Below are 26,510 nucleotides of genomic sequence, written 5' to 3'. Positions count from 1 at the left end.
GAACCAGAACTTCAGCAGAGACCGGCAGAAGCCTTGAGCGCCCTGAGCCTGCGCGGGGTGCGGGACGCCAGCCCGAACAGGGTGGCGGCTTGCTCGCGGGTCGTTCTGCGCCCGAGCTACAGAGCCTGGTTTGGTCTCTCTTTCTCGCTCTCGCCTTCTGGTGCCTGGCGATCGTCTTTTATGTAAGCTTGCAGAGCGATCCGAACCGTGTTCTCTACGCTGCAATGGCGGCGCTCCTGGCGTTGCTCTGGAGTGCCAACTTTAGTTTGCGCCTCTTCAGGAGGCGGCGCCGTTGAGACACAGCGGTGACTGCCTGTCTGCCGCAAGGCAAGCTTCGTCCGCTATCCTGCCTGCTCGTGCCATGGAGGCAGGGGCTTGGGGTGGTTCTCTTGTTGGGCTGAGAGGGGAGGAGGAAGGGAATGGGGGAAGGCAGGTCCACAAGCGGTGAGGCAGTAGCAGCCTGCTTGTCTGTTGCGGAGCATAGGGTGACCATCTCTACTACCTGCTGAGTGAGACCAAAGAGCTGCGAGGAAGCTATGGCGACCAACCAAGGTGTAAATAGACCACCCCTCGAGGGGGTAGCGCCCGGTGAGCTGCGCTCCGAAGAGATGATTCTCAACATGGGGCCGCAGCACCCAAGCACCCACGGCGTTCTGCGTCTCGTCCTCACCTTAGAGGGTGAGACGGTCGTAGATTGTACGCCGGTTATCGGCTACCTCCATCGCGGCATTGAGAAGATCCTTGAGAACCGCACGGTGATGGCCGGCATTCGCTATATGGACAATGCCGACTATCTCTCTCCCATGCTCAACGAGACCGCCTACGTTGGGGCGGTCGAGCAGCTGATGGGAATCGAGCCGCCACGCCGCGCGCAGTATATTCGCCTGATCACCAATGAGCTGCAGCGTATCGCCAGCCATCTGGTGGCCATTGGAACCTATCTGCTGGACCTGGGCGCCTTTACGCCGATCCTGTGGACCTTCCGCGATCGCGAGGGCATTCTCTCGCTCTTCGAAGCCCTCGGGGGAAGCCGCTTTAACGTCAACTATATGCGCGTGGGCGGTGTCCTGCATGATTTCCCCAAGGGCTGGCTCCAGCAGTGCGAAGCCTGGTGCAATCAGTTTGAAAAGAATCTGCAGGAGCTAGAAACCCTCATCACGGGAAACGAGATCTTTGAGGCGCGTACTCAGGGCGTTGGCTATGTCGATGCTCAGCAAGCCATCGCCTATGGGCTGACTGGCCCAATGCTGCGGGCGAGTGGCGTGAATTGGGACCTGCGGGTCAATCGCCCTTATATGGCCTATCGCGAGGTCAAGGTCAATCCCCAGGTGCGCCAGGAAGGCGACTGCTATGCCCGTTATCGAGTGCGCATGCAGGAGATGGCCGAGAGCCTGCGCCTGGTACGGGTAGCGATCGATCAGCTCCCCGGTGGGCCAATCTCTACGCGGACGCCGATCGCCCTCCGCCCGCCGCGCGGTGAGACCTACTTTGCGATTGAAAGCAGCAAGGGGGAGTTGGGGATCTACTTTATCAGCGATGGAAGTGAATATCCGTGGCGGGCCAAGATCCGCGGTCCTTCCTTTGTCAATCTCCAGATCCTGCCGGAATTGCTGCGCGGCCATAAGATGAGCGATGTCGTGGCCATTCTGGGAAGCCTGGATATCGTGTTGGGAGAGGTCGATCGTTAAGGCACGCGGGCAAGGGAAAGGCCGCCCTATCCCTCTTTCCCTGGAGGGACCTCCCCTCTGGGAAGGCCGGCAGAACCTCTGCTCGCCCGGGTCGCTCTCGCTGCTCGCCAGCCAGCGACCTGGCCGGCTGCTCGTGATGGGCGAAGACAAATAAAAAAACAGGTAGGAAAGAGGCGGGCGCGCACAACTTGCCCGTGAGCGCTCTGATGCAAGGTAAGAGAGTGGAGTGTATCCTATGTCCGGTGGAGTTGTAATAGCCGAAGTCTGGTGGGAGCAGCTCCTCCACGGCATCCTTTCTTGGGAGTTTCTCCAGTTCGTGGTGGCGTTTGCTTCCATCTTTGGCTTCGTCATGACAAGCGCGGTGATTCTCATCCTGGCCGAGCGCAAGGTCATGGCCTGGATGCAGGACCGCTATGGCCCGCTGCATACGGGACCGTGGGGCCTGTTGCAGACTGTGGCCGATGTGGGCAAATTGCTGCTCAAAGAAGATATTCATGCTGGCAAAGTCGATAAAGCTGTCTTTATCCTGGCCCCTTCAGTTTTCCTCGCCCCGGTGATTGCCTCATTTGCCGTGCTGCCGTTCTCGCCTTATATTAGTCTGCCAGGAGTGCCTTTAGCGACAGGCATTGTTTACCTGATCGCTATGAGTTCGCTGGACGTGGTGGGCGTCATCATGGCGGGCTGGGGCTCGAACAACAAGTACGCCCTCATCGGTGGCCTGCGCTCGGCGGCCCAAATGATCTCCTATGAGCTGCCGCTGGTACTCTCTCTGGTCAGCGTGGTAATGCTGACTAGCATCCTGCGCGACGGCGGCATTGGCTCCATCGCTATTAAAGACATCATGAATTTCCAGATGGCCCAGAATTGGCCAGGCAAGGGCAACCCTGTCTGGGACTTCATCTTCGAGGGCTTTACCCCCTGGGCCTGGTTCATTCTGGTGCAGCCCCTGCTGGTGCTCATCTACTACACCTGCGGCCTGGCGGAGACGAATCGCTCGCCGTTTGATCTGCCCGAGGCCGAGTCGGAGCTGGTGGCGGGCTATCTGACCGAGTACAGTGGGATGCGCTGGGCGCTCTTCTTCCTGGGCGAGTATGGCAACATGACGATCGTCTCGGCGATCACGGCCATGCTTTTCCTCGGAGGCTGGTCGGGTCCAGGAGTGGCCTTCCTGACAGCGCCTGGCATGGCCATTGGCTGGCAGGTCCTGGGCAATCTGCTGGCGCTCTTCTACTTTATTCTCAAGATCTACCTGCTCTGTGGAGTCTTCATCTGGGTGCGAACTACCCTGCCGCGCCTGCGCGCTGATCAGCTGATGCAGTTCGCCTGGCTGATCCTGATCCCCACAACCCTGGTCAACATCGTTCTCACCGGCGCTCTTTACCTGGTCCTGAACGCCCTTGGAGCCTCGAATCTGGTCTTCCTGGTGGTTCTGGGGGTTGTCAACTGGCTGATGCTCTTCGGCTTCTTCTGGGTTGTGAGCCGGGCTACAACAGCCTCGACGCGGCGCGCCGTCGCTCCCGCCATTCGCGCTCGCCAGCGTCTGGCCTCCCTGGCGGCCACGCCCGCGGCTCCGCGCCTGCCCGAGCCAGAGCGAGCCAGCGTGACCAGCGCTGGAGCCACCAGCGGCAGGTAAAGCGAAGAGGGAGGGAGGTCAGGGGCCTGGACGGCAGCGGTCTGCCAGTCTGGTCAGCAGGCCACCGCCCCCGAGCCAGGCTGGCCTCTCTCTCGCTTGAAGGGCCGCGGTCTGGAATGTGATCCGGACAGAAATTCGATTGATGTTGTGAGATGCCGCAGAGCAGAAGATCTGTCCGAGCCGAGTGCGGCCAGACAGATCTTCTGCCCGACAGTGAGCATGACTTCTTCTCTTCTCCCCCCGCCCTGGCGCCTCGGTCTCTCTCCCTCGATGCCACTCGCCTATCGACGGCAGGCTGGGAAGGAAGAGCGGAGGGGACGGACAGCGACCGCTCCCTGAAGCGCAGGCCTGGCCCTTTTTCTCCAGACCGGGCCAGGGTCCTCCTAGAGTCCACGCAGCCTGAGGATCAGCGTCGTGAGCAGGATGCTCAGGAGAGCGCCGATCGTCACCTGGGCCACCGTATGCCGGCGCAGGACCACGCGCGACCAGCTCACCAGGACGAGCAGCAAGAACAGCGGCAGCATCGCCGATCCGTACATGGCGGTCAGCAGGGTGGCGGCGCTGGCCATCGATGAGGCGTGGACGCTGATTTTCCACCAGAGAGTAATGAATAGCATTATGATGCCGCTTATGATCGTAATGATCAGCAGCGTCATCAAATTATAGGGACCATGGAGCGTCTGCAGGACGAAGAGGCCGACAGTGGCCGAGGAGATAGAAAACAGGTAGGGGCCTGTGCGCTCGGAGCGGCGCGTGATATCCAGGTCGGAGAGCCGACCGGTCTGGACGCCGATGGCGATATAGAGCAGGGGGCCCAGGCTGAGGAAAAAAAGCGTGATGAAGGCGTAGGTCAGGGCGTGGCGCGGGTCTGAGCTATGATAGAGCGCTACCAGGGCTACCAGCGGCAAAGAGATAGAAAAAGGAGCAAAAACCGTAGAAACGTGTCTTGCGATCCTTAGGCGCAGAGAATCACTATCAGTCATCCTGAATTCACCAGGTTGAGAGCCGGCGGCGTATTCTTTGAGCACCTGAGTCAGACGGCGGCTATTCATCGCGATTACCCTTCCCTTTCCTGACGGGAGGCGGCACTGGCTATCTGAGCGAGCTGGCTGGCCTGGCGTACCGAGACGGGATAGCCGAGGATGCGGGAGGCGATCTGGCCGAAGGGAGCGGGGTCACCGCTGCACCAGACCTCCAACGTGCCGAGCCTGCCAGGCTGATCCTGGCCTTGTTGCCGGGTCGACGGCTTCAGTAGCCCAGAGGCTTCCAGCACAGAGCGCGTGCGGCGGGCGATAGCCGCACCGCTGTCGATGACCTGGACATCCGGGCCGACCACGCGCTCGATCAGAGGGCGCAGGGCGGGGAAGTGCGTGCAGCCCAGGACCAGCACATCGATATCCTTGCTGAGCACTGGCCTCAGAGCCTGGCGCACAGTCTCCTCCGCTGTCGGTGTATCCAGCTCTCCGCGTTCGACGAGCGTCACCAGCTCGGAGCAGCCGTGAGCATAGGTCTCGATCTCGCCAGCAAAGTCGGCAATGAGCTGTTGCAGATAAGGTGAACGAGCTGCCTGATTTGTGGCGATGATTCCGATGGACCCCTTGCGTGTCAGGCGTGCCGCTGGTTTTACGGCGGGAACCACTCCCACGAACGGCACGGGGAAGGTTGCTCGCAGGGCGGCGAGGGCCGCTTGCGAGGCGGCGTTGCAGGCAACGACGATCAGCTTCACCCCACGTTCGACCAGGAAGCGGCCAATTTCCAGGACCAGTTGGGTAATCTCAGCCTCGCTGCGCAGGCCGTAAGGGCAATGGGCGGTATCGCCAACGTAGATGTAGTCCTCGCCGGGCAACTCCTGCCGGAGAGCCTTGAGAATAGTCAGCCCGCCGGCGCCCGAATCGAAGACCCCGATCGGAGCGCTAGCCAGGCCTACCTCAAGAGCCGACGGCGTCAGCGGCGCGGAGGGCTGAGCTTCTACCGCCTGCGGGCAATGGGCGTCTCGGGGCTGGTCGCTCAACGTACCTTTATTTGTTCGTTTTGAGTCACTCTCATACATAACGCTACTACAGATTGACAGCAGATTGATTGATAATAAGGAAAGGTGCCTGCCTTGCCTTGGTAGCCTGGCCCAGCCTGCTATCGGAGGCGAGCACAGAGCTGGCGTACGGAGAGCCAGCCAAGAACCAGCGGAACACAGGCACGATGACGGACCGCTCAGTCCAGTCAGGCCGGCCTGGCACGAAGGCGTCAGGGCAAACAAAGGGCGAGAGCATCCGATGCTGCCGGCCTGCTCGGGCCTGGGGCCTCCGGCAAGATTGACGGCGAGACAGCATCTCAGGCCATCGGGGTATGACCTCACCCCTGATAGAGGGCTGATCTGCCGCTGGCCCATCATCACTAAGTAGTTTAGCATCCGGCGGGCACGACCCACCCTCTCGCTGTCGTCGACGGGAATGGCATTGGCCCCTGGAGAGCGTCTCGCTCATCGCACGCACTATGGAATAGAAGATCTCGGCCAGGGGCAGGCAAGCTGCTATCAACTCGCTCCCTGTCTTCGACGAACCCAAAGCCGCCAACTCCAGTTGTCTCAGTCAGGTACTCTATATAGAACGATCCAGACCGGGGATCAACCACATCCCTGACACCTCTCCCATGGCAGCGGGAGGCGAGGGCAGAGCACAAGGGCGATTCTGCATCTGGCTGAACGGTGGGGTGGCGGCAGCGAGCGAGCAGGCGGAGAGATTCTAACGCTTCTCTAACACTCTTCCTATGCTTCTCTAATGCTTTTCCTACGCAGCTCTAATGGGGGCTGTGGCATACTCAAAACAGGCTCAGGTGTTGCTTTGGACAGCAAGGAGAGGCGAGGACCCATGTACGCAGCGAGCAATCGGTCACAAGGGAACGCTGGTCAGAGCGCTCAGCGGGGGCCGCAACCGTTGCGCTGTGCGAACTGCGACATTGAGATTCGCTGGTCTCCAACGGTCGTGCAGGGCAAAGCCTATTGCTGTAGCGGCTGCGCCGCTGGGGGTCCCTGCAGCTGTGACTACTCACAGTATCGCTCAGTTAATATCTCTGGTGTGATTCACTACATGCCTGAGCAGGAGGAGCAGGATTCCGCTCAGCCTCATGGGATGGAGGCGAGTCCATCCTGAGCTGCCGGAAGGGTGCTCGTGAGAAGCTCGTTGGCTCCTGTGGTCCCCCCGGTTCTGCTGTCTCCCCGCCCTGTCTATACCTGGCTGGCCGATCGAACGGGCAACTACTGGGACTGATTGGGCGTTGGCCGTAGCCCGCCCGACCCGAGCTGACGTCGTGCCCATACCAGCCAGACAAGCGGCCTGGTCTGAGACAAGGTGACAGGTAAGCAAGAGCGCGGCGGCACTTCTTGCTGACTGTCTACCTGCTAGCCCCTCTTGTTCGCTTGTGTATGTAGATGCTGTCCATCATGGGTCCTGCATAGAGAGCGAAACGGCCAAAACTAGCGGAAGAAAGGGAGAAGACGTTCGTGGCGAAGATCCGTCCTGTTGGCGACCGCGTGGTGGTGAAGCCCGCGGCCAAAGAAGAGGTCACCAAGAGTGGTATCGTCATTCCGGACACAGCCAAGGAGAAGCCCCAGGAAGGAACCGTGATCGCCGTAGGGAGCGGGCGCCTGCTTGACAATGGTGAGCGGGCGGCGCTGGAGGTGCATGAGGGCGACCGTGTGCTCTTTGCCAAATACAGTGGCACTGAGTTCAAGCTCGATGGTGAAGAATACCTGGTGCTGAAAGAGAGCGATATTCTCGCCGTCCTGAGCTGATCCCATCCGCTGTGGTGTCCTCCCAGCCGTTGGTCGCTCCCAGCTCGTTGCGAGCGGGAGATCTGCTATCGGCCAAGCGATTAGCCAAGATAGAGAGGAAGGAACAATCAATAGATGGCGAAACAGCTAGTATTTGACAGTGAGGCGCGTCGTTCTCTAAAGCGCGGGATTGACATTCTCGCCGCGGCGGTCAAAGTGACCCTCGGTCCCAAAGGCAGGAACGTCGCCCTTGATAAGAAGTTCGGTGCCCCCTCCATTACGCACGACGGCGTAACGGTCGCTAAAGAGATCGAGCTGGAAGACCCCTTTGAGAACATGGGGGCCCAGCTCCTGAAGGAAGCGGCCACCAAGACCAACGATGTGGCCGGCGATGGTACGACGACGGCTACCGTCCTGGCTCAGGCCATCGTGACCGAAGGCTTGAAGAACCTGGCTGCCGGCGCCAATCCGATGCAGCTCAAGTATGGCATCGATCGCGCGACCGAGGCTGTAGTCGACTACATCCGCTCTGTAGCGGTGCCGGTGCAGACGCGCGAAGACATCGCTCACATTGCCACCAACTCGGCCGCCGATGAGACCATTGGCAGGCTGATCGCCGATGTCATGGACAAGGTCGGTAAGGATGGCGTGATCACCGTTGAAGCTTCGCGCGGCACCAGCTTTGAGACGGAGTTTGTCGAGGGCATGCAGCTCGATAAGGGCTTCGTCTCGGCTTACTTTGTGACCAACAACGAGAAGCAGGAAGCGGCGGTCGAGAATCCCTATCTCCTGATCACCGATCGCAAGATCAGCGCTGTGGCCGACATTCTGCCGGTGCTGGAGAAGATCACGCAGCAGGGCCGCCGCGAGCTAGTGATCATCGCCGAGGATGTCGATGGCGATGCGCTGGCCACCCTGGTGGTCAATAAGGTGCGAGGCGTTCTGAACGTCCTGGCCGTCAAGGCCCCCGGCTTCGGCGATCGCCGCAAGGAGATGCTGCGCGATATCGCCGTACTGACCGGTGGCCAGGTGATCAGCGAGGAGATGGGCCGCCGCCTCGATTCGGTGACCCTGGCAGACCTGGGCCAGGCTCGCCGTGTGGTGGCTACGCGCGATACCACAACCATCGTTGAGGGCCGCGGCAATCCCGCCGATATCCAGGCCCGCATCCGCCAGATCAAGGCCCAGATCGAGGAGACCACCAGCGACTACGACCGCGAGAAGCTGCAGGAGCGCCTGGCCAAGCTGGCCGGCGGCGTGGCCCTGATCAAGGTAGGGGCCGGCTCCGAGGTCGAACAGAAGTATCGCCAGACGCGCGTCGAGGATGCCCTGTCGGCGGCCCGAGCGGCGGTCGAGGAAGGGATCGTTCCCGGCGGCGGCGTGGCCCTGCTCAACGCCATCGAGGCCCTGGACAAGCTGGAGCTGACCGGTGATGCGGCCACCGGGGTGAAGATCCTGCGCCGCGCCCTGGAGGAGCCAGTACGTCAGCTTGCTATCAACGGCGGCAAGGATGGCTCAGTGGTGGTCGAGGGTATTCTGCGCGCCCAGCGCGAGCATAACAACCGTAACTACGGCTACAATGTCTTGCTCGATCGCTACGAGGATATGATTGCCGCCGGCATCACGGATCCGGCCAAGGTGACCCGCTCGGCCCTGCAGAATGCAGCCAGCATCGCCGCCATGATCCTGACGACCGAGGCCCTCGTTACCGACGTGCCCGAGAAAGAAAAAGCTGCTGCTCCTTCTATGCCTGAGTACTAGCACTCTGCGAACCGCTTCACCCCAGTTCTCTGGGACGGGAACGGGGATGTTCTGCAGCGAGGCCCTCTTCTCTCCCTTCCTACCTGAGGAGTGCGGGGAAGAGAGGGCCTCGCTGGCTCTTTGCCGGCCAACAGGTGGAGCAGGCAGTCTGACTGAGACGAGCCGCCCTCACCTCACGAGAGAAAGTGCAGCGAGTCCAGCATCGGATCGTAGTACTTCTGCATCGCTTCCTCAAAGATATCGCTGCTGGCGTAAAACTGTATACTGTAATAATGCTGCTTATACATGACACTCAAGGTGACGAGGTGTAGGCTCTGGTTGTTGTTCAAAGGGAAGCTCACGTCCTCCTCGCTCCAGGACTGTCCTCCGAGGGTACGCATCTGCGGGGTATTGGAAAGCATTTGCGGATTGCTCAGGCTGGCGGCCTGGGCGAAGTTCTGGATCAGAAACTGGTCCAGGTCCTGAGCGTTAGAGAAAGCCTGATTGGCCTCAGTGGGAAATTGAACGATCAGCAAGCTCAAGGGAAGCGAGAGGTTCTGAGGCGGATCCAGAGTGAGTGTCTTGACTCCGCTGCTGGAGGTATTGACCTGGCCCTCAACCCAGTCCTGGGGCAGGTTCATGGTCAGGCCCAGCGACTTACTGTTGGGGTTGCTCAGTGGCTTAAAGGAGGATGGCGTGGGCAAAACGTTTGTGGCCGGATTCTGTGCGGCGGGCGTGGCGGTCGCCGACGCTCCCTGACTGGGAAGCTGGACACTGCGCGCGGGCGCCTTGGGGGCAAAATAGCCATGTGTCCACAGCAAGCCCACGGTAAAACCGGCGCCCAGCAGGCAGCTCAGCAGCAGGACGACGACTACGGTCAGCCAGCGATTGAAGCGCCTGGCAGGATGGGCCTGAGCAGGTAAAGCGGCAGCAGTGCCTGAGCTATGTAGAGCCACCCCGCTGGTGGAAAGCCAGGGGCTGGCGACTGCTCCTGGATCATGTGGCCAGCCAGGGGCATCGGCGGGGAGATAGGAGTAGTAGGCTGATGTTCCTGATGAGACCGCCGTGCCGCACTGAGGACAGACCACGGCATAGGCTGGTAGTTCTGTCTTGCATTGCGTGCAGGTCATGGCTGCACCTCTCTCATATTCGTTCCAGCAACGTTCCTGTTGCTGGATTTAAACATAGCGCCAGGGATAGATGGGTGATAAAGGCAAGCGACCGCGGCGAGGCGTGAGAGAGTGCGGCGGTGCGGCTCTCAGTTCTGCGGTGCCTTTTCTCACGCTCGACCGGCTGCTGATTGGCTGGTTGGCTGGTTAAGAGAGAGCTTTTCTGGCTTGGGACCAGGCTTCTTCCCGAGGTAGAGCGCGTCTTTGCTCTCCCCGTGCGACTCGCTTCAGTCCAGTCGGCTTGATCAGGGCAGGGCCGTCTCCTGGCCAGCCGAGCGGGAACGAGAGATCCCCACTGTCCATAGCCGGACCGCTAGCGAACCCAGTGGCAGTCAAAACGAACCTGCCCGCTGCGGCGATCGGTGATAGCCCTGATGATCTCCAGCGTAATCGGCTCACCGACGGCGACTGGCAGATCGCTCTCATCAAGGACACGGCACTCAAAGTGGCGTGTTGGATCAGCAGGGTCGGCGATGACGCAACGCACATAAGGACGTTCTTCACCGGCGATAAAGGCACGTAAGCCAGCTTCCTTGGCCAGCAACGTTCCTGTGCGCTTCACTGTACGCTGGTCCCCCTCTCCGGGAGTCCTCTCACTGCCTTCCCTCCTATCAGATTGGAACAGGATAGCTGACTGCTAAAGACATAGTAGAAGAGTCTGCAGCAAAAGTCAACTGTTCAGCGACAAACGGGATGACATTCCGCACCTGGTCCTGGATTGGGTTGGGCTGACCTGAGCGGGGGCAGACTCTCCGAGGCAAGCGGACCCAGAGGCTGCGGCTCCCCAGCTTAACCGAGTACCTCGGGATTGACCAGGTTAGGTGGCCGGCGTCCCTCGTGATAGGCCACGATATTGTTGCTGGCCATCAGGGCCATCTGATTGCGCGTCGCGTAGGAGGCGCTGGCGATGTGTGGCAGCAAGACTACGTTTTCCATGGTCAACAGCTCTGGCTCGATGGCCGGTTCATGCTCATAGACGTCCAGGCCAGCGCCGGCAATCTGCTTCGCCTGCAGGGCGCGTACCAGGGCCTTCTCGTCGACGACGGGGCCGCGAGAAGTGTTAATCAGGTAGGCGGTTGGCTTCATGAGTGACAGCTCCCGTTCGCCGATCAGGTGGTGCGTCGAGGGCAGGTACGGCGTATGGATGCTGACGAAGTCCGACTCGCGCAGCAGCTCATCGAGTGGCGCGTAGGTCAAGTGATAGGTGGCCTCCTCCTCAGGCGGCAGGCGGTAGACGTCGTAGTAGAGGACGCGCATCTCGAAGCCGCTGGCGCGCCTGGCGACGATTTTGCCGATGCGTCCAGCCCCGATCAGGCCCAGGGTAGCGTGATGGACATCAGCACCGCAGAAGAGCAAGGGGCCCCAGCCTTTGAATTTGCCAGCGCGCAGGAAGCGCTCCGCCTCGGGAATACGGCGGGCCACGGCGATCAGTAAGCCGAAGGCCAGGTCGGCGGTTGTATCCGAAAGCACTCCCGGGGTGTTGCTGACAGCGATGCCGAGGCGTGTGGCTGCTTCGACATCGATATTGTTGTAGCCCACGGCCATATTGGCTACCATCTTCAGGCGTGGCGTGGCCGAGGCACACGCCTCCAAAAAGCGGGCGTCGATCTGATCGGTAAGCAGACAAAAAATATAGTCGTGGCCGGGGCCGCGCCGGAGCAGCTCTTCGTAGGGCCAGATCACGCCTTCCTCCATATTGGCCTCAACCTCCCCGATGGCCTCCAGAGGCGGATAGGCAACGTCAGGTACGCGCTGGGTCACAAGGATTTTTGGACGCTCTGCCATAGCACTCTCCTACCGATCTTGCTTGCCTTACCGACTTGCTACTACTGTAACGGCCTGTCCAATGCAATGAATGGGTTTAGCGGGGACCTATGCTGAGCGGTGCCCTGGTTGCTGCTAAGACGAGGCCAGGCCGCTTGCCTCTCCGGAGAGAGCGAGCTTTCCTTTTATTGTATAACTTCTGGCAAGCCTCGCGCCCGATCGTCTTCCTCTCCGTTCCGCTGGTGGGTCAGGGTGGCGGGCAGGCAGAAAGGTTTAGCCAGGCGGCGGCGCAGGAGCATGCTCAGGGCCGGCCATCCATCACGCCACGGCGAGAGCTTTTTCGCCTTCCGGGGGGTGTAGCGAATGGGTACCTCCAGGATAGTAAGGCCGGCCTGGACCAGGTAGATAGTGATCTCAGGCTCAATTTCGAAGCGGCGTCCCCGGAGAGGCAGGGCCTGCACCACCGTCCGAGGCATGAGCTTATAGCAGGTCTCCATATCGGAAAGGTGGCAGCCGTAAAGGAGATTGGTTATCAGCGTCAACAAGCGATTGCCCCAGCGCGTCAGCCGGGGCTGTTGGGAAAGATCGCGGCAGCCGTAGACTGCGGTCAGTGGCTGGCCTGCCGTCATCCAGCGCTCGACGAGCAGCGGGATGTCCCGGGGATCGTACTCCAGATCGGCATCCTGAATCAGAACCAGATCGCCGGTGATATAGCTGAAGCCCGTGCGCAGGGCCATGCCTTTGCCCTGGTTGTGAGGATGGCGCACGTAGCAGTAGCCATCAAAGGGGGGACGCTGACGGAGCGCCTGCAAGATCTCCCAGGTGCGGTCGCTGGAGGCATCGTCGACGACAACTACCTCCAGATCAAGGGGCACGCGAGCCAGCGCCTCCAATAGCTGGGCCACCGTGGCTTCCTCGTTATAGACCGGCACAACCACCGAAACGCGCATGCTTGCACTAACCTCACTTCTCGATGCGGACGAACCAGGAGCATGGGAGGCGGATCGTGCCTGGCCCACGACGCTTCTCAACACTCATGACCCTCTCGGCCCTCAAGAGCGCTGGCAGTCGCTGCCGGAGGTGGCCCGCCTCGGGGCTTATTCATTCCCACAACTGAACTGTGCCATCGGTCAGAGCAACGAGCAGGCGGCGATCGGCAAAATGGAGGGCGCTGATCTGCCAGGGGTGGTAGAGCTTCTGCACGAGCTGGCCGCTGGTCAGCGACCAAAGTTCGACGACGCCCTCGTCGATCTCGCTCTCTTCACGGGCCACAGCCAGCCAGGAAGCATCGTCGGAAAGCGCCAGGCGTGAGGTGCCTCCCAGGGGGCCGACGGCCAGGTCGTAGTAGGTAGCCGCGCGCAGATCCTGGACGCGCACGCGGTTGCGTTCCTGCCTGGCTGCAAAGGCCACCATTTGCAGATCGGGAGTAACGGCGTAGGGCGGGGCGCAATCGCGACAGGCGCCGGCGAGCACGGAGGAGACAATACGTGGACGCGGGCGGTTCCCGAAGCGCGTGCGGGCGGTCAGGTCCCAGCGCCGGACAACGATCACCTCTTCCTGGCTGCCTGGAGCATGTCCACAGGAGAGCGTCAGCAGGGAGCGCGTATCGCGGGAGAGGGCCCGCAGACGAATAGCCCAAAACTGGCGCTTCTCAATTTCTTCCTCGATGCAGACGAGGTTCTCCTGGGGAGTGGTGCTCTGGCTCGGCTGGTAGAGCAGGACGTCGGTGGCACGCACTCCCACCTTACGGGGCGTACGCGGATCTTCGGCCTGATAGGGGAGGGCGAGGCGCAGGCCCAGCGGAGCTGGGAAAGTTACCGCCGGCTCTGGCGCCGCTAGCTGTGGCGAGCCGCCATCGGCAACAAAGGCCAGGTCGAGCGTGTAGTGGTCAAAGACGGTGCGCTGCTGCAGGGGGTAGCTCCAGACCAGCGAGCCGCTCTGCGTCTCCCAGACGTGCAGGCCGAGGCGTCCCCAGCCGGCCAGCAGTTCGCCGTGGGGGGAGAAGCGCAGTTCGCGCAGCGACTCGACGGTCAGGGCGGGATCGGTGCGGAATTGGGAGAGCTGGGCCTGGCTGGCCAGGCTCCAGATGGCTCCCTGGCCATCGAGGGAGCCGGCCGCAATGTACAGATCGCCGTTGGCGCTCAGGACGCTGCCCAGGGCCGAGATGACTCCCAGGGCGGTCTGGAAGCGTGCGCCAGCCCGCAGGGGACCACGGGTACTGAAGATGCTCAAGCTGGCAAACTCTAGCTCTTCCTGGGGGTCGACGCGCTGCGGACGCCGGCGTGGTCGCAGCAGACCGCTGCGCACATCCAGGACGCCCCTCAGCGCCACATCGTACTGCTGCCGCTTCTGGGGATCGCCCAAGACCGCATAGGCTCGGTTGATACGCTTCATCTGGGTTGCGCCCTCGGGACCGGCCAGATCGGGATGGTAGCGCCGCGCCAACTGGCGATAGGCGCGCTTAATCGTCTCCTGATCGGCGTCCGCCGGTACACCGAGGATGGCGTAGTAGTTTTCCTGTTCGTCCCTCTCCATAGCCAGCTCTGTTGCCTGCAGCAAGCAGACGAGTCGTGCTAGAGTGATACGATGCGTGTGCGTGTGCGGTGATCTTGCATCAGTAAGCGCCGTGTGCCCCAAATATACCAGGTCGCGATACTGCGGTAGGGGCGCCAGCGCTCGCCGAGGGCCAGCAGCTCCTTTCGGCCTGGACGCTGCTCCAACCCGTAGAGCAGGCGTATTCCCTCGGCCAATCCCAGATCGTCGACGGGCCAGACATCGGGGCGGCCCAGCGAAAAGATCAGGATCATCTCTGCGGTCCAGCGTCCAATGCCCTTGACAGCTGTCAGGGTGCGGATCACCGCCTCATCGTCGAGGGCGGGAAGCTGCTGCAGATCAAGCTCGCCGCTCAGGACGCGCGCAGAGAGATCGCGCAGATAGCGGATCTTCTGCGACGAGAGACCTGCCGCCTGCAGTTGTTGCTCATCAAGGGCTGCCAGGGCCTGAGCCTGGAGGGGGCCAGGAGGAAGGAGCAGGCGCAGACGAGCCATGATGGCGTCGGCGGCCCGTACAGAGATCTGCTGTGAAATAATGGCGTCCACCAGGGCCTCGAAAAGGTTGGGGTCCGGTACCAGCGTACAGGGTCCTACGCGCTCGATAGCGTGGGCCAGGACAGGATCGCATGCTTTTAACGCCAGGGTAGCTGCCGCGATAACATCCTTCCAGGGTTGCTGTTGCTGGGTGGTCGTCATTCCGCTGTCTTTCTGCTTGCTCAACGCTCGGAAACCGGCGCGAAATTGCTCTCTGCCTGTCTGCCCGGGCGGCAGAGCGCCAGGGCGAGGAATCAGGCGCCTGCGGACCTGATGCCGGACGGGGAGCGCAACGAGGCACGCCGGCTCAGCTCTCCGCTGATATTGTAGCACATACCGCCTTGCCACCGCTGGCCGGCCTGATCCGGTGAGCGCAGACAGTGGCCTGGCTGGCGGAGGCAGAAGAGGCGATTGCTCCACCTCCGCCAGCCAGGCCGGACGACTCAGGCTCGGGCCACGAGGCTGCTCTCTCTGAAGTGGAGGAAGGCCGCCAGCGTGGCTGCCACCACCAGGCCGAGAAGCGTTAGCGTCGGCCCCCAGCGCAAGCCATCGGTAATCGGACTGCCGTAGAGGTGGAAAATCGAGAGATTGACCAGCCAGTCGGGCAGCTTCAGCATGGGCTGGAGAAACTCCATCAAGAAGGAGAGGGCCAGGAAAAAGCTCACCAGACCAGTGGTCAGGCTGGAGGAGAGGCGGGTTGCGAGCAAGTAGACCAGGGCGGCGGTCAGCCACTCCAGCGGCAGCATGCCTAAGCAGGCGGCAGCCGTGTCGCCGGGGTCGATGCGCAGGTTGATGGCGTTGGTGGTCAACAGGAGACTGAGCCAGATCCCCAGCGGAGGAACCAGCGAGGCCAGCACTACAGCCGAGGCATGCTCTCCCAGCAGGCGCAGGCGGGAATGAGGAGTGCTCAGGACGATCTCCAGGCGCTTGTTGTCGAGATCGCGGCTCCAGGTCTGGGCCAGCGTCAAGGCAAAGATGGTCAGAGCCACAGGGACAAAGGCGAAAACGGTGGCCCCCAGGAAACCCTGGTTCGTGGCGACATTGTAGCCGCTGAAGAGCTGACTCATCACAGCGTTGCCCTGGACCGTCTTCCTGAAGACATCCAGGAGGCTGGGAATAAGGGCGGTTATAAAAACAACGAAGAAGAGCGAGATCGCGGTCCACCAGAAGAGGCTTGTGAATTGCGAGCGCAGGGTACGCAGGCCCAGGGAACGCAAGAACGGATCGCCGGCGGCGCGCGCCAGAGCGCGGGCGCGCTCGATGGTGGCCGGCGGCCTCCGTCCATTGAGGGCCAACTGGAGGGCCACATCCCCCAGATCGCGGTGGGCAAAGATCAAGGTGCTGAGAGCGATCAAAACTATGGCGAGGGCCAGGAGCAGCGTCAGCGCTCCCCAGTCGGGGGCAACCGAAGGAATGAGAGGCTTATTGGCATTGTAGTAGTAAAAGACCGAGAGATGGCGCAGCCAGTCGAAATTGTGCTGGACACGTCCGATGCTATCGAAGAGAAACATCAGCACCAGAATGGCGCCTGCCCAGCCGGCGGCGGCCCCGCGCCAGCGTACGAACTGCGAGATCAGCAGGGCGATAGAGGCGAAGATCAGCTCGAAGAGGCCGACATTGAGTGCTGTCAGCAAGGCCCGAGGATAATCGGCTGTCTCGTGGGCGCTGAGCTGACCAAGGACAATGAAGAGGCTGATGATGAGCATCATCACCAGGATGGCCAGCGCCAGAGCAAGCAGTTTTTCCAGCAAGAGCCGCGTGCGTGCGAGGGGCTGCGAGAGCAAGACATCGAGCGTCCCGCGTTCCTCCTCACCGCGCACCAGGCGGGTGCCGGCCAGCATGGCCCAGATGGCCAGGAAAGCAGGCAGAGTCGTGCCGAAGACGCGAAAAGTGACGTAGCCGGGAATAGTATCGAGGGCCACTTGATCGCCGTAGAAGCTGAACGACTGGTAGATCTGAGTGACGCCAGCGCTGAGGGCGTCCTGCGCCGTCGCATACATAGCGTAGATCAGCAGGCCCAGGCCGAAGCCCCAGCAGAGAATGGCGAGGCGATAATCGCGCAGACCCTTGAGCCAGATTGTACGTAACATAGCAGTTTCCTCCCCGTAACTGACAGCCGGGAGCCGGGCGGCTGCCGAGGATACCTAGCGACCGGCAGCGACCGGCTGGTCGAGCTGGTAGAAACGCAGGAAGATTTCCTCCAGGCTTGGCTCCTGGGTTGTCAGACTGACCGCATCGTGGGCGGCGGCGGCCTTGATGACCGCCTGAAGGTCGCCCTGGACATCGAGATGAAGCTCGCGGCCATCGCGATTAAGCTGGACAGAAGCCACACCCGGCAGACCCTGGAACCACTCCGGCGAGGCTGGTCCCGCGAAGCTAATCACCACCGTCTGCTGGCGCATGTGCTTCAAACGGCTCACTTCATTCACCTCGACCAGGCGCCCCTCGCGGATGATGCCGACGCGGCTGCAGGTTTGCTCGACCTCCGGCAGGATATGGGAGGAGAGGAAGACCGTTCGCCCTTCGGCCTGCACTTCCCGGAGCATGCGATAAAACTCCTGCTGATTCAGCGGATCGAGGCCGCTGCTAGGCTCATCCAGAATAAGCAGCCGGGGACGATGCATGAAAGCCTGGATCAGGCCCAGCTTCTGGCGATTGCCGCGAGAATACTCGCGGAAGCGTCTGCCGGGATCGAAATCCAGCCGCTCGCAGAGCTGCTGCACATAGGAACGGTCGACGCCGCCGCGCAGGTGGCCGAGGTAGGTAAGAATCTGGGCACCCGTCAGCGAAGGATCAAAGGCGAACTCCGAGGGGAGGTAGCCAACCAGGCGCTTGACTGCAGGAGCTTGGGACCAGCAGTCCAGGCCGGCGATGGTGGCGCGACCTGCCGAGGGGCGCAAAAAACCCATCAGCGTACGGATGGTCGTGGTTTTACCGGCCCCGTTGGGGCCGAGAAAGCCAAAGATCTCGCCCTCCTCGATCTCAAAGGTCAGATCGAGGATGCCGCGGCTGCGACCGTAATACTTCGTCAGGCCGCTGGCTTGAATCAGGCTTGTCATGATTATTTCCTCCTGAAATGCCTGGAATGTATTGTTCCAGATAGGCCCGAATGGCTGTCACAAAGCTGGCAATATGCTCGTTTAAGGCGTAAGCGAGCCGTCGTCGCCTCTCCGCGGGCAGCGGCTGGGGGCTTTCCAGCGCCAGGCGGATGGCCTCGCCCAGGTCCTGGGCCTGCTGCTCGATGGGGAGGCGCTCGTCCTCCGGAAAGAGCGGATCAAGCGTCATATAACCCATGAAGAGGGCAGCAAGCATGTATTCCAGCCGGACAATGCTCAGATCCGCGCGCAGCATGCCCTCCGCCTGCATGTGCTCCAGAATGGCGTGTGAGAAGAGGACCTTGCGGCGCGAGATCGAATTGCTCTGCAAATAGTCGTGTTGCGCCATTGCCCCGAGCAGGCTGGTATCGTGCATGAGCAAGGCGCGTACCAGAGGACGCTGCTGATAGAGGACAAAGGCGTAGGGAAAGAGCGTGTGAAAACTGAAACTATCGGCGGTACTGATGAGGTGCTGCTGCAGGGCCTCGATGACGGTCAGGGCCTCGCGCATAATCACACTCATGAAGAGATCCTCGCGCGTCCTCCAGTGCTGATAGATGGTCCCCTTAGCCACGCCGGCTTCACGCGCAATATCGTCGATGGTGGTCTTGTCGTAGCCCCAGCGCTCGATCAGCCTGACAGCAGCGTCGAGAATGCGCTCGGCGCGTGCCTGTCGCTTCTGTGACGAGAGCGGTGCCCTGCCGCGCCGCCTCTGTGGCTGCTCTGTCCGGCTCGCCACTGCTTCGGATCTCCTTTCTTTTCTTGACTTAATGACTGAATAAATAGAAATGGTCAAAAAATTCTGATGAGAGTATAGTCCGCCGACGCAAGAAAGTCAAGGGGGAAGCAGGGAGAGAGGAAAGACGCAGAGAGCCATAGCCTCCCTCCGGCCAGACGGGGAGCGAGGTCTGTCAGAAGCTTCCTCCCTAGTTCACTCAGGCTGTGCAGCGTGCTGGTCTAGCCGACCAGGGCACGAGCTTGCTAGCGAAGTAAGCTCATGACGATCGATGCTCAGAGGCAGGTTGAGAGGCGCACCAGTCCCTGGGCGGCCGCGAGAGAGCTGCGCGGCTGCAGCCAGACGACGATAGCGCAATAACTGGTAGAGAGCAAACGAGCATGTTTTTCTCCGTGTCATTCATACTCTTGTGAGACCATCGTAACCGTCTTCCTAGCTGTCTGGGCAGTGGGTTGGGTCTTGAGGCTTCCTTGCCGGCGAACGCTGCCATCCATAGCCGGAAGGGAAAGGGGAAAGGGTCTAGCGAGTAGGTAGGCTAGCCGAGAAGCAAGGAAGCCGGGTGGACTTCTGGTCATCTCCCTGATGTCGTACAATGAACATCTAAAGGAGAAAAGAGACTGTCCTTAGAAAGAAAAGCGAGCATAGGCTCGGGAGGCAGCATGACAGAAGCAAGTGGTGCGCCACAGGGCGCTCAGCATACCAATCGGCTCATTCACGAAACCAGTCCGTACCTGCTCCAGCATGCTCACAACCCGGTGGACTGGTATCCCTGGGGAGAAGAGGCCCTCAACAAAGCCCGGCAAGAGGACAAACCCATTTTTCTCAGCATCGGCTACTCCGCCTGTCACTGGTGTCATGTCATGGAGCGCGAGTCCTTCGAAAACGAAGAGATTGCCGCCCTGATCAACCGTCACTTTGTACCCATCAAAGTTGACCGTGAGGAACGGCCTGATCTGGACGCCATCTACATGCAGGCTGTCCAGGCCCTGACCGGTCAGGGCGGCTGGCCCCTGAATGTCTTTCTGACACCCGACGGCAGGCCCTTCTTTGGCGGTACCTACTTTCCGCCGGAGGACCGCCGCTACGGCGGACAGGTCATGGCGGGCTTTCCTCGGGTCCTCTTGACGCTGGCTGACGCCTATCAGAATCGGCGCCAGGAAGTTGAGGAACAGGCCGAGCGTCTGGCTGAATACTTACGCGAGCGTAGCAGTGCGCCGCTCTTGCGCCGCGCTCAAGGGCAGTCCCTGCCCCAACTTGAGCTACTGGCCAGCGCCGCTCGCGAACTAGCCGCAGAATTTGATCCCGTCAACGGCGGTTTTGGAGGCGCTCCCAAGTTTCCCAACAGCATGGCGCTGGAGTTCCTGCTGCGTGTCCATCTGCACCGTCTTGCTGGCGAGCTGCCGTCGAGCGAGAGGGGGGAGCGCTCGGAGTTGGAGATCATTGAGCAGACGCTCCAACGTATGGCCTGCGGCGGCATCTATGATCAGCTGGGTGGCGGCTTCCATCGCTACTCGGTCGACGCTCGCTGGTTGGTGCCACACTTCGAAAAGATGCTCTACGACAACGCCCTGCTCAGCCGGCTCTACTTGCATGCCTATCTGGTCACCGGCAACTCCTTCTACCGGCGCATCGCCGAGGAAACTCTCGACTATGTCGTGCGCGAGATGACCTCTCCAGAAGGCGGCTTCTATTCAACCCAGGACGCCGATAGCGAGGGCGAGGAAGGCAAGTTCTATCTCTGGCAGGCCGATGAGATCGCCCGTCTGCTACCTGGCGAAGATGGAAATCTCTTGATGGCCTGGTATGGTGTGACCCCGCGCGGCAACTTTGAAGGTAAGAATATTCTCCATGTCCCTGAGCCTGATACCCAGAAAGTGGCTGAGCAGTTGGGAGTCAGTCGCGAACGCCTGGAGCAGGCTCTACAGAAGGGGCGCGCTCTCCTCCTGGCGGCGCGCGAACAGCGCGTGAAGCCCGGACGCGACGAGAAGATCCTGACGGCCTGGAACGGGCTGATGCTGCGCAGCTTTGCCGAAGCCGCCCGCTATCTTGGGCGGGACGACTACCTGCGCGTCGCCGAGCGCAGCGCCGCTTTCCTGCTGACCGCGCTGCGCAAAGACGGGCGTCTGCAGCGCACCTGGAAAGACGGGCGAGCCCATCTGGCCGGCTACCTGGAGGACTACGTCTTTCTGGCCGATGGCCTGCTGGCCCTCTACGAGGCCAGTTTTCATCTGCGCTGGTTCAGCGAGGCGCGTGATCTGATCGAGGAGACTCTGCGTCTCTTCATCGACCACGACAATGGTGGCTTCTTCGATACCGGAAGCGATCAGGAGGCCCTGGTCAGCCGGCCTAAAGAGATCATGGACAATGCCACGCCGGCGGGCAACAGCGTTGCTGCCGAGGTTCTCCTGCGCCTGGCGGCCTTCACGGGCGAGGAGCGCTATCGCCAGGTGGCCGAGAGCTATCTGCAGGCCCTGGCCGATATCATCACGCAGCACCCACATGCCTTTGGGCATGTTCTGGGGGCCCTTGACTTTGCCCTCTCGCCAGGGCGTGAGATCGCCATTATCGGCGATCCACAAGAGCAGGAGACAGCGGCGCTCTTGGCGGTCGTCAATCGTCGCTATCGACCGAACAGCGTTCTGGCCTGTGTCGCCCCGGGAGCCGAGCAAGAGAGAGCAGCGGCCCTCATCCCGCTGCTGGCAGATCGGCCTCAGCAGGGAGGACGGGCTACCGCCTACGTCTGTCAGCATTTCTCCTGCCAGGCACCTGTGACTACCCCCGAGGCTCTCCAGGAGCAGCTTGGCGATCTGGAGCGCTAGTCGGCCCGCTTAGCCTGCCACCGTCCGGACTGCGGAAGACTGGCGTGGGCAGGACTGGCAGGGCCTGGCTGCTGCGGCGCCGCGGATCAGCTCCACCCCCTTTTGCTTATCCGCGGCGCCCCTCTTTGGGCCGCTGGAGCGCCTGTTCGCCCGATCCTACGCGCCCGACCATACGAGAGGAAGGGACTCTCCGCTCCCGCTACGAGGTGAGGGGAGCAACGGCGAGGTGAGAGGGGAGCGCGGGCCGCCGGGGTTAATCGTTGACATAGCGTAGTTGACCCTGTACCTCATGGCGGCAGAGCCTACCGCTATTGACGAGATGTTCAAGGGCGAGGGTAGCGGCGGCGATCTCCTTTCTGCCAGCCTTCTTTTTGCTGGCCGGCAAGAACATCGTAGCCACCTCCTGGGGGGTGAAGACCGCCAAGGCCCCGGTATGTTCCTCCAGATAAGCGGTCAGGGCCTTGCGATACCAGGCGACCAGGTCGCTGGGATGGGCGATCGGCGGAGCCATCACGATCATCACCGGACAGGGAGCGAGCGCCAACACGCGACGGGAGATGCTGCCAACCAGCAAGCGGCGCAGCTTGTGGCGCAGGCTCTCCCCACGGCTGCCGACAACGATCAGGTCGACCCCCAGTTCGCGCGCCGCCCTGACGATCTCCCCAGCCGGTTCGCCGACACGGATCATCATCTCGATGCGCTCCGAGGAGATGGCGTATTTTTGCAATTCAAGGCGGGCGCGTTTGAGGACCTCCTCGGCTTCGCTGCGCTGTTCCGAGGTGATAGGGAGGGGCTGGATTTGGCCGACGTACATGCCGAGGGAGGGTGAAGCGGTATAGGGGATAGGAATGACCGTCAGGAGAATCACGTGGAAAGCGGGGGCCTGCTCAACCAGCTCGCTGACCTTCGTGATCGCATACCTGGTGGCCGGAGAGATCGCGGGATCGATACCAAGCAAGATGTGCCTGTTCATGGCTACCGTACTCCCGAAGCTCACCCGAAGATGACCACCCCATCTTCTGGGTTCGGTTTCTCACTCAGCGGGGATCAAAGACCCAGACGCCCAGTGCCGGGCAGGGCTGGTCTTGCCAGTCCGACCAGAGAAATTCGGTAGCCGGGGACATGGGGTGGAGAGCTTCTTCTCCCGTGCTCGCTGCTCACCAGCGATGAGGCCCGGCCGCTCTGTCCATTGCCTTTCTGTCTGTCTGTCTGCCTGCCTGTCTGCCTGCCTGCCTGCTTTCGGCTGCGCCCTGGCTGGCCTGGCGTCTGCCTCAGACCTCTTCCTCACGCTGGGGCTGACTTTCCGTCCCTGGCTCCTTCTAACGACCAGCTCCCTGGCTGGGTTCGAATGGCAGTCCTTTCTTACCTTGCTCCCTTCCCTATACAGGTTCCTATGGATAACGGGCGACCGAAGCAGGAGAGGCTCAGCGGCCATTGCGCCAACCTTACCTGCCTGTCTAACCGCGCACAGTGGCGCCTGGACGCTCAGGGCGCCACGCCTGTCCCGGATGGATGAACAGATAATAGGGAGAATGGGCGCACGGCCAGACAAGCGAACAGCGCACCTGCGGTTCCTTCCGCCTCGGCCCTATCCGTTTGCCTCTGCTCTCACCCCGCCATTGAAAGTGTGGAGTAGTTCACATCGAGCTGGTTAGCTATGACATAGCCTGTCCCGAGAAAGGGCCGTACACTCTCTATACGATAGTATAGCTGTTTTTTAAAGGAGTCACAAGAGCTTCAAGCCGCTTCTACAGCAGAGTTCAGGTCCTTCCGGCACCTGAGTCCCGTCGGGGAGCGATCTCTGCCATGAGCAAGAGCAAGAGACTGGGCAAGGGGGAAGCCTGGTCGGCCAGGATCCAATTCCACTGTTCTCTGTCCCCTGCACCCACCGAGCCAGGTGGGTGGGGGAGATCTGTCGTTATAAACATATAATCCTGTCTCATACGAATAAAAAATTGGAGATCGATTAGCAAGCAGCGTCTATCTGAATATGGATGTGTTACGGTCCTGCGAGTAAGCGGAAGGCCAAGACCATCTCTGTATAAGCGAAGGCATTGAAGGAAGAAAGCAGGTTGAGAGCGATGGGCATGCAGACAGAACAACTCTCGAATGTCCTGGAGCTGGCCCTGCCGAGTGAGGTTGACGCCAGGGGAGCCGAAGCGAAGAACGAGGGAGAAACCGGGCAGAGGAGTGAGGAAGAGTGCTATGGTCTGGAAATCTTTCGACGCGCGACACTGGAGGGGGACCAACAGGCCTGGGCGTTGCTGCAAAACCAGTTCTCCGATCTTGTGCGTGCCTGGATGCGCCGCCACCCGAAGCGTGAGATTGCTCTGCGCCTTGACAGCGAGGAGAACTACATCGCTCAGGCTTTTGAGCGGTTTTGGCAGGCGACGGCCTTCAAGTCGGACCTGCAGTTTACCTCGCTGGCGGCGGCCTTGAGCTACCTGCGGGCGAGCCTCAACGGGGCCATCATGGACACCTTGCGTATGTACGCCCGTCCGCGCGAGGCTTACCTCTCGACGCCGGGCTACGAAGGCGCGCCAGTCAGCGAGGACAGGGACGACGGGGGCGAGCTTTGGGAGATTCTCAAGAGCCTGCTGCCTCAGCGGCGAGAGCAGTATCTGGCCTACCTGCTCTTCCATTGCGGCCTCAAGCCACGCGAGGTCGTCCGCTATTGCTCGCAGGAATTTCGCAATGTCCAGGAAGTCTATCGCTTAAGACGCAATATCGTTGAACGCCTGGCGCGTAATGCTGATCAGCTTCGTTGGAGACTGAGAGTATATTAGGTCTTTTTCTCTGAGAGCGCCCGACTGGGCATGACTCGCAGCTCCGGGGGCTGGGTAACGGGGAAGAGCCGAAACAAGGTACAAGAACGCTGTGTATAAAAAGCCGCGCCTGAAACGTTTCTTTAGCGAAAGGAGTATCCTCAAAGGAGGAAGAACCTGCCTGCGTTTTAGGCATCGTTGCATGCCATGCTGCCAGGTGAAGGAAACAGATGATGGATTGCCAAAACCAATTTGCCCCTGGAACTGAGGAGCTGGCCATGCTGGCCTTCGGCGAAGAGGGCCTGGCGCCCGAGGTGGTGCAGCACTTACGCGCATGCATGATTTGTCAACGGCGCCTGAGGCAGTTTCAGAAGCTCTATCGCCACTTACTGGCGCGGCTTTACCGGAGTCAGTGCCCTGACGGTCTATGCCTTAGCTTCTACTGCGCTGGTCTGCTTGAACGAGAGGAGCAACGGCGAATCGCCGCCCACGTGCGAGAGTGTCCCCTCTGTGCCGAAGAAGTGGCTCTCACCAAGCGCTTCATGGCTGATCCTTTGCTGCCCACCAACTCAGCCCCCCCCCTCCACCTGGCAGCGGCTCAGGCCAGGCGCAAGGTGCGGCTCGCGCTGCATAATGGGCACATGCCAGCGACCTGGCCTCGCCAGTACCAGCATGAAGAGTTTGAGCTTGCGCTGCACCTCTCGCGCTCCGAGCCTGGATACTACATGCTGGATGGCCTGCTTAGCGGTGGCCATTCCGCCAGGGAGGCCCTGATCCTGGGCGGTGTACAGGCCGAGCTGCTGCCCTTGGGAAGGTCGACGGGGGGATGTGCCGCTGCCGGGGTGGCTCTCCTGCGGCTGACCTCTGAAGTTGACAGGCAGGGGAAGCTGACCTTCCCCGCGGTGGCTTCTGGACGCTATACCTTGCTCGTTCATTTGCCCGGGCGCGATCTGGTCGTTGAGGAGCTGCAGATCGACATGGGATCTGCCCGGTGGCCTGAGAAGGTAGAGGAAGGAGAGGTTGACAGAAGGGGACCAGAGACAAAGGCGCCGGACCCGGACTAGCCGGAGATCGCTGGCTGTGGGCGGTCTCGCTCTTGTCGCCATGTCCAGAGTGGCGCCTTCGTGCCCGTGCTGTCCCTTCTCACGCAAGAGCGAAGGGAGGCTGTGCCAGCTTGCCTGGCCTTATCCTGTCTGGCCTCTGCCTTATCGATGCTGGGCGGCTGGTGTCGTGCATGTTCCTGATCCTACTCCAGATCGCCCAGCCAACGTGTCTTGTTCCGGTAGTCAGTTGGAATACGCTCCGGTGGCGAGAGCGCTGGGTAGCCGACGTAGAGAAAGGCCACAATCTCATCCTCGGGGGCCAGGCCCAGCCAGGCTTTGATCTGCGGGTCATACGCTGCTTCCCCAGTGCGCCACATGGTAGCCAGGCCCTGCTCCTGGGCGGTCAGCAGCATATTTTGGACGGCGGCGGCCACTGCTTCGACGTTTTCTATGGCGCGCACCTCGGGGCGCTGGGGAGCCTCGGCGGCCACTACGATGACCACGGGGGCGCGTAAGGGCTTCTGGCGCTCTTTCTCGATCAGGGTTCGCGTCTTCTCATCTCGCTCCTGGTCCAGGCGGAGAGCCAGGGCCTGAGCCATGACTTCTCCCAGCTCCTGGCGCGCAGCTCCGCTAAAGACGATGAATTTCCAAGGCTCCACTCTATGGTGATTGGGGGCGTGGGTGGCCGCTTCCAGAAGACGCTCAATCTGGGCGCGCGTCGGACGGCGCTCGCTCATCTTGCTGATGCTGCGCCGTCGGCGGATAGTTTCAAACACCTGCATGTCGATCTTCACCCTTGTCAATGAGTTCCGGTCTCCGACCGGGGGCTTGCGCTGGACTCCACCGCACCTCGGCACACCACTGCAGACCTGCCGCCTGGGCGGCGCTGTCGGCTGCATCAGAGACAGATGACAGGGACGCCGTCGTGCTCCCATCCCTTCGCAGCAGGAGCGTGCTCCTGGGGACGCTTTCTGGCGCCAGGTCGCTCCGCAGACAGCAGGTGTCCACAGCTCGGGTGCTGGCAGGCCAAGAGCCACCCCCTGCGTGAGCGGCTGGCATCCGCCAGGGAGCCGCGCAGGGGCACCGCTTCGCAGGAGCATTGGGAGCCACCTCGATGGCCAGCGACCCCGCCAGCGCCACCTGGTCCCTGCCCTGAGGCGGCCTGGAGCTTGCAAAGGGCCACTGCCAGGACGGGCGGTTGGCCTG

21 protein-coding genes are annotated in these 26,510 nt (G+C 61.3%); 8 read left to right on the top strand and 13 right to left on the bottom strand.

Annotation, left to right across the window (positions count from 1 at the left end; translation table 11 throughout):
• Positions 1-536: 536 nt before the first annotated feature.
• The gene (locus ACFMO7_RS14190; RefSeq protein WP_376796145.1) at positions 537-1,688 is read left to right on the top strand and encodes an NADH-quinone oxidoreductase subunit D; all 1,152 of its coding nucleotides are present in this window, start codon (positions 537-539) and stop codon (positions 1,686-1,688) included.
• A 235-nt stretch (positions 1,689-1,923) separates the two neighbouring features.
• On the top strand, positions 1,924-3,321 hold the full coding sequence (locus tag ACFMO7_RS14185) for an NADH-quinone oxidoreductase subunit H (RefSeq protein WP_376796144.1): 1,398 nt from the start codon (positions 1,924-1,926) through the stop codon (positions 3,319-3,321).
• 383 nt (positions 3,322-3,704) lie between these two features.
• Here the strand turns inward: ACFMO7_RS14185 and ACFMO7_RS14180 are convergent, their stop codons facing one another.
• Entirely contained in the window at positions 3,705-4,373 is a 669-nt protein-coding gene (locus ACFMO7_RS14180; protein ID WP_376796143.1) for a hypothetical protein, read from the bottom strand.
• A gap of 5 nt (positions 4,374-4,378) precedes the next feature.
• On the bottom strand, positions 4,379-5,332 hold the full coding sequence (gene murI, locus ACFMO7_RS14175; RefSeq protein WP_376796142.1) for a glutamate racemase: 954 nt from the start codon (positions 5,330-5,332) through the stop codon (positions 4,379-4,381).
• 853 nt (positions 5,333-6,185) lie between these two features.
• Here murI and ACFMO7_RS14170 point away from each other — a divergent pair.
• The 3 genes from ACFMO7_RS14170 (at position 6,186) to groL (ending at position 8,848) form a co-directional block, all read left to right on the top strand.
• On the top strand, positions 6,186-6,467 hold the full coding sequence (locus ACFMO7_RS14170; protein WP_376796141.1) for a hypothetical protein: 282 nt from the start codon (positions 6,186-6,188) through the stop codon (positions 6,465-6,467).
• Between the two features lie 350 nt (positions 6,468-6,817).
• Complete coding sequence (gene groES / locus ACFMO7_RS14165; protein ID WP_376796140.1) at positions 6,818-7,108, top strand: co-chaperone GroES; 291 nt, start codon at positions 6,818-6,820, stop codon at positions 7,106-7,108.
• 114 nt (positions 7,109-7,222) lie between these two features.
• Positions 7,223-8,848, top strand: a complete 1,626-nt coding sequence (groL, locus tag ACFMO7_RS14160; RefSeq protein WP_376796139.1) for a chaperonin GroEL — start codon at positions 7,223-7,225, stop codon at positions 8,846-8,848.
• Between the two features lie 173 nt (positions 8,849-9,021).
• On the opposite strand, the gene ACFMO7_RS14155 is transcribed toward groL, so the two are convergent.
• The 9 genes from ACFMO7_RS14155 to ACFMO7_RS14115 all read right to left on the bottom strand — a co-directional run bounded on the left by ACFMO7_RS14155 (position 9,022) and on the right by ACFMO7_RS14115 (position 18,680).
• Positions 9,022-9,957, bottom strand: a complete 936-nt coding sequence (locus ACFMO7_RS14155; RefSeq protein WP_376796138.1) for a hypothetical protein — start codon at positions 9,955-9,957, stop codon at positions 9,022-9,024.
• A 352-nt stretch (positions 9,958-10,309) separates the two neighbouring features.
• On the bottom strand, positions 10,310-10,558 hold the full coding sequence (locus tag ACFMO7_RS14150) for a hypothetical protein (protein ID WP_376796137.1): 249 nt from the start codon (positions 10,556-10,558) through the stop codon (positions 10,310-10,312).
• Positions 10,559-10,785: 227 nt separating this feature from the next.
• Positions 10,786-11,781 (bottom strand): 2-hydroxyacid dehydrogenase, encoded by a 996-nt coding sequence (locus tag ACFMO7_RS14145; protein ID WP_376796136.1) that lies wholly within the window; start codon positions 11,779-11,781, stop codon positions 10,786-10,788.
• 164 nt (positions 11,782-11,945) lie between these two features.
• Complete coding sequence (locus ACFMO7_RS14140) at positions 11,946-12,710, bottom strand: glycosyltransferase family 2 protein (protein ID WP_376796135.1); 765 nt, start codon at positions 12,708-12,710, stop codon at positions 11,946-11,948.
• Positions 12,711-12,861: 151 nt separating this feature from the next.
• Positions 12,862-14,295, bottom strand: a complete 1,434-nt coding sequence (locus tag ACFMO7_RS14135; protein ID WP_376796134.1) for a DnaJ domain-containing protein — start codon at positions 14,293-14,295, stop codon at positions 12,862-12,864.
• A 38-nt stretch (positions 14,296-14,333) separates the two neighbouring features.
• Positions 14,334-15,008 (bottom strand): DNA-3-methyladenine glycosylase family protein, encoded by a 675-nt coding sequence (locus tag ACFMO7_RS14130; RefSeq protein WP_376796133.1) that lies wholly within the window; start codon positions 15,006-15,008, stop codon positions 14,334-14,336.
• Positions 15,009-15,289: 281 nt separating this feature from the next.
• On the bottom strand, positions 15,290-16,936 hold the full coding sequence (locus ACFMO7_RS14125) for an ABC transporter permease subunit (protein ID WP_376796132.1): 1,647 nt from the start codon (positions 16,934-16,936) through the stop codon (positions 15,290-15,292).
• Positions 16,937-16,990: 54 nt separating this feature from the next.
• Positions 16,991-17,905 carry an ATP-binding cassette domain-containing protein gene (locus tag ACFMO7_RS14120; RefSeq protein ID WP_376796131.1) on the bottom strand — a complete coding sequence of 305 codons (915 nt, stop codon included), beginning with the start codon at positions 17,903-17,905 and terminating at the stop codon, positions 16,991-16,993.
• Positions 17,829-18,680, bottom strand: coding sequence for a TetR/AcrR family transcriptional regulator (locus ACFMO7_RS14115; protein ID WP_376796130.1), 852 nt, complete (start codon positions 18,678-18,680; stop codon positions 17,829-17,831). Before ACFMO7_RS14115 ends, ACFMO7_RS14120 begins: the two co-directional genes overlap by 77 nt.
• Positions 18,681-19,336: 656 nt before the next feature.
• Between ACFMO7_RS14115 and ACFMO7_RS14110 the strand changes: the two genes are divergently transcribed.
• Entirely contained in the window at positions 19,337-21,496 is a 2,160-nt protein-coding gene (locus ACFMO7_RS14110; RefSeq protein WP_376796129.1) for a thioredoxin domain-containing protein, read from the top strand.
• Between the two features lie 253 nt (positions 21,497-21,749).
• Here ACFMO7_RS14110 and ACFMO7_RS14105 read toward each other — a convergent pair whose 3' ends face one another.
• Entirely contained in the window at positions 21,750-22,469 is a 720-nt protein-coding gene (locus ACFMO7_RS14105) for a universal stress protein (RefSeq protein ID WP_376796128.1), read from the bottom strand.
• A gap of 1,108 nt (positions 22,470-23,577) precedes the next feature.
• Between ACFMO7_RS14105 and ACFMO7_RS14100 the strand changes: the two genes are divergently transcribed.
• Together ACFMO7_RS14100 and ACFMO7_RS14095 are read left to right on the top strand one after the other, a co-directional pair.
• Positions 23,578-24,282: a hypothetical protein gene (locus tag ACFMO7_RS14100; protein ID WP_376796127.1), complete on the top strand. Its 705-nt coding sequence runs from the start codon at positions 23,578-23,580 to the stop codon at positions 24,280-24,282.
• A gap of 209 nt (positions 24,283-24,491) precedes the next feature.
• Positions 24,492-25,325, top strand: coding sequence for a hypothetical protein (locus ACFMO7_RS14095; protein WP_376796126.1), 834 nt, complete (start codon positions 24,492-24,494; stop codon positions 25,323-25,325).
• Positions 25,326-25,507: 182 nt separating this feature from the next.
• On the opposite strand, the gene ACFMO7_RS14090 is transcribed toward ACFMO7_RS14095, so the two are convergent.
• Positions 25,508-26,086 carry a nitroreductase gene (locus ACFMO7_RS14090; protein ID WP_376796125.1) on the bottom strand — a complete coding sequence of 193 codons (579 nt, stop codon included), beginning with the start codon at positions 26,084-26,086 and terminating at the stop codon, positions 25,508-25,510.
• Positions 26,087-26,510: the final 424 nt, after the last annotated feature.

This window comes from Thermogemmatispora sp. (assembly GCF_042408735.1).
In the GTDB taxonomy this organism is placed as follows: domain Bacteria; phylum Chloroflexota; class Ktedonobacteria; order Ktedonobacterales; family Ktedonobacteraceae; genus Thermogemmatispora.
This window is presented reverse-complemented; position numbering and strand designations above follow the sequence as displayed.